The 5,277-nt window shown below is 43.1% G+C and carries 4 protein-coding genes; 3 read left to right on the top strand and 1 reads right to left on the bottom strand.

What is annotated here, in order from left to right; all coding sequences use genetic code 11:
- Window positions 1-265: 265 nt before the first annotated feature.
- Window positions 266-661 (bottom strand): DUF1830 domain-containing protein, encoded by a 396-nt coding sequence (locus tag V7K73_RS22390; RefSeq protein ID WP_334883161.1) that lies wholly within the window; start codon window positions 659-661, stop codon window positions 266-268.
- Between the two features lie 585 nt (window positions 662-1,246).
- Between V7K73_RS22390 and V7K73_RS22385 the strand changes: the two genes are divergently transcribed.
- From V7K73_RS22385 to V7K73_RS22375, 3 genes are all read left to right on the top strand, one after another.
- Window positions 1,247-2,836: a photosystem II high light acclimation radical SAM protein gene (locus V7K73_RS22385; RefSeq protein ID WP_334883159.1), complete on the top strand. Its 1,590-nt coding sequence runs from the start codon at window positions 1,247-1,249 to the stop codon at window positions 2,834-2,836.
- A gap of 100 nt (window positions 2,837-2,936) precedes the next feature.
- Window positions 2,937-4,334, top strand: a complete 1,398-nt coding sequence (locus V7K73_RS22380; protein ID WP_334883157.1) for a DICT sensory domain-containing protein — start codon at window positions 2,937-2,939, stop codon at window positions 4,332-4,334.
- Complete coding sequence (locus V7K73_RS22375) at window positions 4,331-4,969, top strand: pentapeptide repeat-containing protein (RefSeq protein WP_334883155.1); 639 nt, start codon at window positions 4,331-4,333, stop codon at window positions 4,967-4,969. The genes V7K73_RS22380 and V7K73_RS22375 overlap by 4 nt, the downstream gene beginning before the upstream one ends.
- The last annotated feature ends 308 nt before the right edge of the window (window positions 4,970-5,277 follow it).

Genomic DNA, 5,277 nt, shown 5'->3' with positions numbered 1-5,277 from the left:
CTCCTAACTCCTAACTCCTAACTCCTAACTCCTAACTCCTAACTCCTAACTCCTAACTCCTAACTCCTAACTCCTAACTCCTAACTCCCAACTCCCAACTCCCAACTCCTAACTCCTAACTCCCAACTCCTAACTCCTAACTCCCAACTCCTAACTCCTAACTCCCAACTCCTAACTCCTAACTCCCAACTCCTAACGCTCAATAAATAATAAACAAAAAGGGCTGCTGAATTAGCAACCCTTAAATTTAATAAAATTGTTTTTTTTAATCAACCGACGCTAAACCAACAATTTGCAAGGGTTTTGTAGTATCTTCGATTTTTGTATTAATTTGCTGCACCATTAATTTGGTATTAATAGGGTCTTTTTCATCTGATGAGTCTGTATAAAACTCACTAGTACTGGGTTCTTCGAGCATCAGGCGATCGCACGGTATCTTATCGGATAAAATTGCACTTGCCATCATCCCTGTATGAATCTCCAACTGACCTTTTCGCGGAGCTTCAAACACTAAACGTTGTCCAGGGAAAACAACCCTTTCAAAGTACCAGTTGGGAATATTGGAGATGCGAGCTACCTGTATTTTGCTCGTGGCATTAATGTAGCAGCAGAGAATTTTTCCCGATTGCTCAGGTGGTAGAGGATCTAATATTTGAGCCATAACTGCTGAGGAGCTTTACGCCACAATTTTACATTACACTAGCCAAGCCTAGCATTGCCTGATCCCCAGTTGTTGTAGCTGCGACTACCAACTTAACTCTTTCTAGATTTTTTTTACCTTAAGATATATACTATTTTCTAAAAATTTTGTGAAAATTTATGCTTTGTCTGCAATTTTACACTATATAGACATCTTTTAATTTTTAATTTCTCGCAAAAAATCTTTAACTTCTTTAGGGCAGATAACTACAAAGTAGCTATGGCGAAGATCCCCTTAGCTTGAGCCTAGTTCAGGAGTGGATTTTTCTGTTTCATCTATCACAGGATTAAAAGCCTGGGATCATCGCTTAATGAATGAACTCGATGTTATCGTAAAGCTATATGAAAAATGTCTTCATAAAACCTCTCTTGATGCCATGCGTTTGGTACAGAAAGCAATTTCATTGATTCCTATATCTGTGAACAAATCTTATAATTATATCAGTAATAGGCTTTAATGTCAAGCAAGATTGTCACAGATTAAAAGCAGCCAAAACAAAAACACCCTTTAAAACTGGAATTTATCTCGTCCCCAAAGATTGGCAAGATGGAAGTCAAAACACCCATGATGGAAAATCGAATTCTTTACGTTCGCCTTCCTTGTAACCCTATCTTTCCCATTGGGGTTGTCTACCTGAGCGATCACGTCCACAAACAGTTCCCTAATATTGAACAGCGGATCTTTGATTTGGGAACAGTGCCACCTTTAGACTACAGTTCTGCTCTGGATCGCTGTATCGATGAATTTAAACCGACACTGCTAGTATTTTCGTGGCGGGATATTCAAATTTATGCTCCAGTTGGCGGACGTGGTGGTAACCCACTACAAAACGCCTTTGAATTTTACTACGCGAAGAATCCTTTATTGAAACTACGTGGGGGATTGGGCGGTTTGCGAATCTTCATCGCTTACTATGTAGAGTTGTGGCGGAACCAGGGTTTAATCAAACGCGGTTTAAAGCGCGCCCAAAAATATAATTCTAATGCCCGTGTAGTTGTAGGTGGTGGTGCAGTCAGTGTATTTTACGAACAGTTGGGTAAAAGCTTACCCCAAGGGACAATTATTTCTGTGGGTGAAGGGGAAACCCTGCTGGAAAAACTTTTAGGTGGCAAAGATTTTCGAGATGAACGCTGTTACGTTGTGGGAGAAACTCAACCACGGGAAAGGCTAATTCACGAACAACCCACTCCACTAGAAAAAACAGCTTGTAACTACGACTATATCGAAAGCATCTGGCCAGAATTTAACTTTTACCTGCAAGAAGAAGACTTTTATATAGGTGTACAAACTAAGCGTGGTTGTCCTCACAACTGCTGCTATTGCGTCTACACTGTCGTCGAAGGGAAACAAGTCCGCATCAATCCAGCAGATGAAGTAGTTGCTGAGATGCGCCAATTATACGATCGCGGCATTCGCAACTTCTGGTTTACTGATGCCCAATTCATCCCAGCCAGAAAATTTATCGACGATGCAATAGAACTCTTGCAAAAAATCGTCGATTCTGGTATGACAGACATCCACTGGGCAGCATATATCAGAGCCGACAATTTAACACCCGAATTGTGCGACTTGATGGCTAAAACTGGGATGAACTACTTTGAAATCGGGATTACCAGTGGTTCTCAAGAACTTGTACGAAAAATGCGGATGGGGTATAACCTACGAACCGTCTTGCAAAACTGTCGTGACTTAAAAGCAGCTGGTTTCAACGATTTGGTTTCCGTCAACTACTCCTTTAACGTCATTGACGAACGTCCCGAAACCATCCGCCAAACCATCGCCTACCACCGGGAACTAGAACGAATTTTTGGTGCTGATAAAGTCGAACCTGCCATTTTCTTTATTGGATTGCAACCCCATACCCATTTAGAAGAATACGCTTTTAAAGAAGGCATCCTCAAACCAGGGTATGATCCAATGAGCTTAATGCCGTGGACAGCCAAAAAGCTTCTTTGGAATCCTGAACCTCTTGGTTCATTTTTTGGAGAAGTCTGCTTGCAAGCTTGGCAACAAAACCCTAACGATTTCGGACGCGAAGTCATGAAAATTTTAGAAGAAAAACTAGGTTGTGCCGACTTAGAAGCAGCACTGACTGCACCAATAGAGAAAAAAGACAAACAGTTAGCAGCTGTTTGATAAAATTCCCAGAATCAGACAAGAGCAAATTTTATTTCCTTGTCTCGCGCCTACCCCTACCCTAATCATTCTCCCTCTGCGGTTATTTTCACCCAATCCCATGTTAGAAGGTTCAATCCTACAAAAGCTAGAAACAGCCCATCGCCATACCACCAGGCCAATTCGATTCGGTGTTTACTACAAAAATACCTTAGTTGCCCTGTGCCATGCTCTAGAAGACCATATTTTAACCGACGACGGTACACCCCTAGTAATCTCAGCTTTCCAACGGGGTAAATGGTATCTACAAGAAGCCGGACGATATGCAGATATCGCCCAGCGCAGCAGCCAAATTGTGATTATGGCTGCTGCTGAATCCGGCTTTGCTGAACATCCCACAAGCCTTTTACCCAATGTAGACTTAGTGGGATTAGATTCAGTCGATCCAGTAGCTCAGGAGTGGCACTTAATTATTTTATCGCCTAAATACACAGCAATGGTAATTTGTCAAGAATTATCAGAAGCTGATTATGGCAGCACTGGAGTACCGACATCAGACTTAGAGCGTAAATTCTATGGCTTGTGGACATTTGAGCCAGAGTTAGTGCAAGATACAGCAGAAATAGCGATCGCTCACATCAAAAAATACAACCCAGAACTGGCACAAAAGCTCACAGCCGATAAAGAACAAATTGTACCGTCAATGGACAGATCGCAAAATTTAGGTGCAGTTGTCTCGCGTGTAGTAGATTACCTCCAAACTGGGCAAGATAATTTATCCATCCCTACAGCCCTTCAGCAACAAACCCTAGATCGCAACTTGGTTTCTAACGAAATCCAAGCCTTTTTGCGGATGGCACAACTGATGGATATGGCAGATATTAACAATCCAATGGCAGCCGGGGAAGTAGTAGTACTTGCTGAAGCTATAGGCCAGCTTTTGGATCTTCCCGCATGGCAGATTAAGAGGTTGCGGCTAGCAGCTTTGTTGCATCGCATAGATCCGTTACAGAAAGCAGAAAGCGTACTCAGTGGCAGTATATCCACACGCTACCAAGAAGATGCTCCCAGTTGTCCCTTAACTTGTCCCTTAGTACCTGGGGCGCAAGTATTGCGAACCATGCCAAGACTGCGAGCCGTTGCCCAAATTATCACTCACCAAAGCGAGTGGTGGAATGGCACAGGGGAACCAGCAGGTTTAGGTGGAGATGAAATTCCCCTAGAGTCGAGAATTTTGGCATTATTGGCAGATTTTCAATGGCGAATCAATCAGCGAAAATCGTCAAATCAAAGCCGGAAAGAGATATTTACTCAAGCTTTAGATGAGTGCAGACAGCAACAATCTACCCGCTTTGACCCTAAACTTGTAGATACCCTAGCTTTATTAGTTATGGGTTTACAACAGGGACTCGACTTACCCATCATGACACCCAAAGTCAGCGCCGGTATCTGGATACTTGATTCTCAATGGGACAGCCACAGCAAGATAAGTGAGGAGATTGGTAGTTATTTGACATGAATATTGAAGCCATTAAATTAGGAAAACTCAAACAACTTCCAGGGGCAAATTTAGAAGACGAGGAACTCTCACGACTGGATTTAAGCCGGATTAATCTTGCTGGCGCTACCCTTGTCGGCACTAATTTTACTGCTTCCAAACTCGAAGGTGGGCATTTGGAAGGGGCAAATTTGATGGGAGCCAACCTTCAACAAACTGACTTGCGGGCGAACTTGATGGGAGCAAACCTGATGCAAGCAGATTTAACAGGCGCTGACTTGCGGGGTAGCAATTTGCGCGGTGCTAACTTGATGGGAGCCAGACTCAGTGATGTGTCATTGGCGGGTGCTTTCTTGAGTGGTGCCAATTTAATGAATGTGAACTTGCAAGGCGTTGACTTGCGGGGTGCTGACTTGCGCGGTGTAAACCTGACTGGGGCAAATCTCAAAGGTGCAGATTTGAGTCGCGCCGATTTGCAAGGGGCTTTATTGAGTGAAGCAAACCTGGAAGAAGCCGACTTGCGGGGGGCGAATTTAGCAGGGGCGAATTTGACAGGAGCGAATTTACTCTGTGCAGAGTTAGAAGGGGCAAACTTGAGCGGCGTTAATTTGAATAAAGCCTGTGTGGTGGGGACAGTTGTGGAGACGAGTTTATAAAAATCGCGGAAAGGTGTAGTTTTTTCTCCTTCATGGAACAGTGACAATTACTTAAAATTTTACTATTAGTATTTGCAGTTTAGGCAGGTGAAAATTTGTGAGTTTACAAGACGCTATTTCGCAAAGACTTGCAATACTGAAGAAAACAGCCTCAGCAGATTCAATCTTTTCTCTAGTTAATACTGGCAGGGTGGCATCATTCGAGACAAACCAGATAAGGGACTTCCAGAGAATAAAATATACAGTTACCAATAATGATAATCATTGTTAGGGGGGTAGGAGAGGCTGCTTACGGCAGCCTCTCCTAC

The sequence above is a fragment of the Nostoc sp. genome, assembly GCF_036916975.1.
Taxonomy (GTDB): Bacteria; Cyanobacteriota; Cyanobacteriia; order Cyanobacteriales; family Nostocaceae; genus Nostoc.
This window is presented reverse-complemented; position numbering and strand designations above follow the sequence as displayed.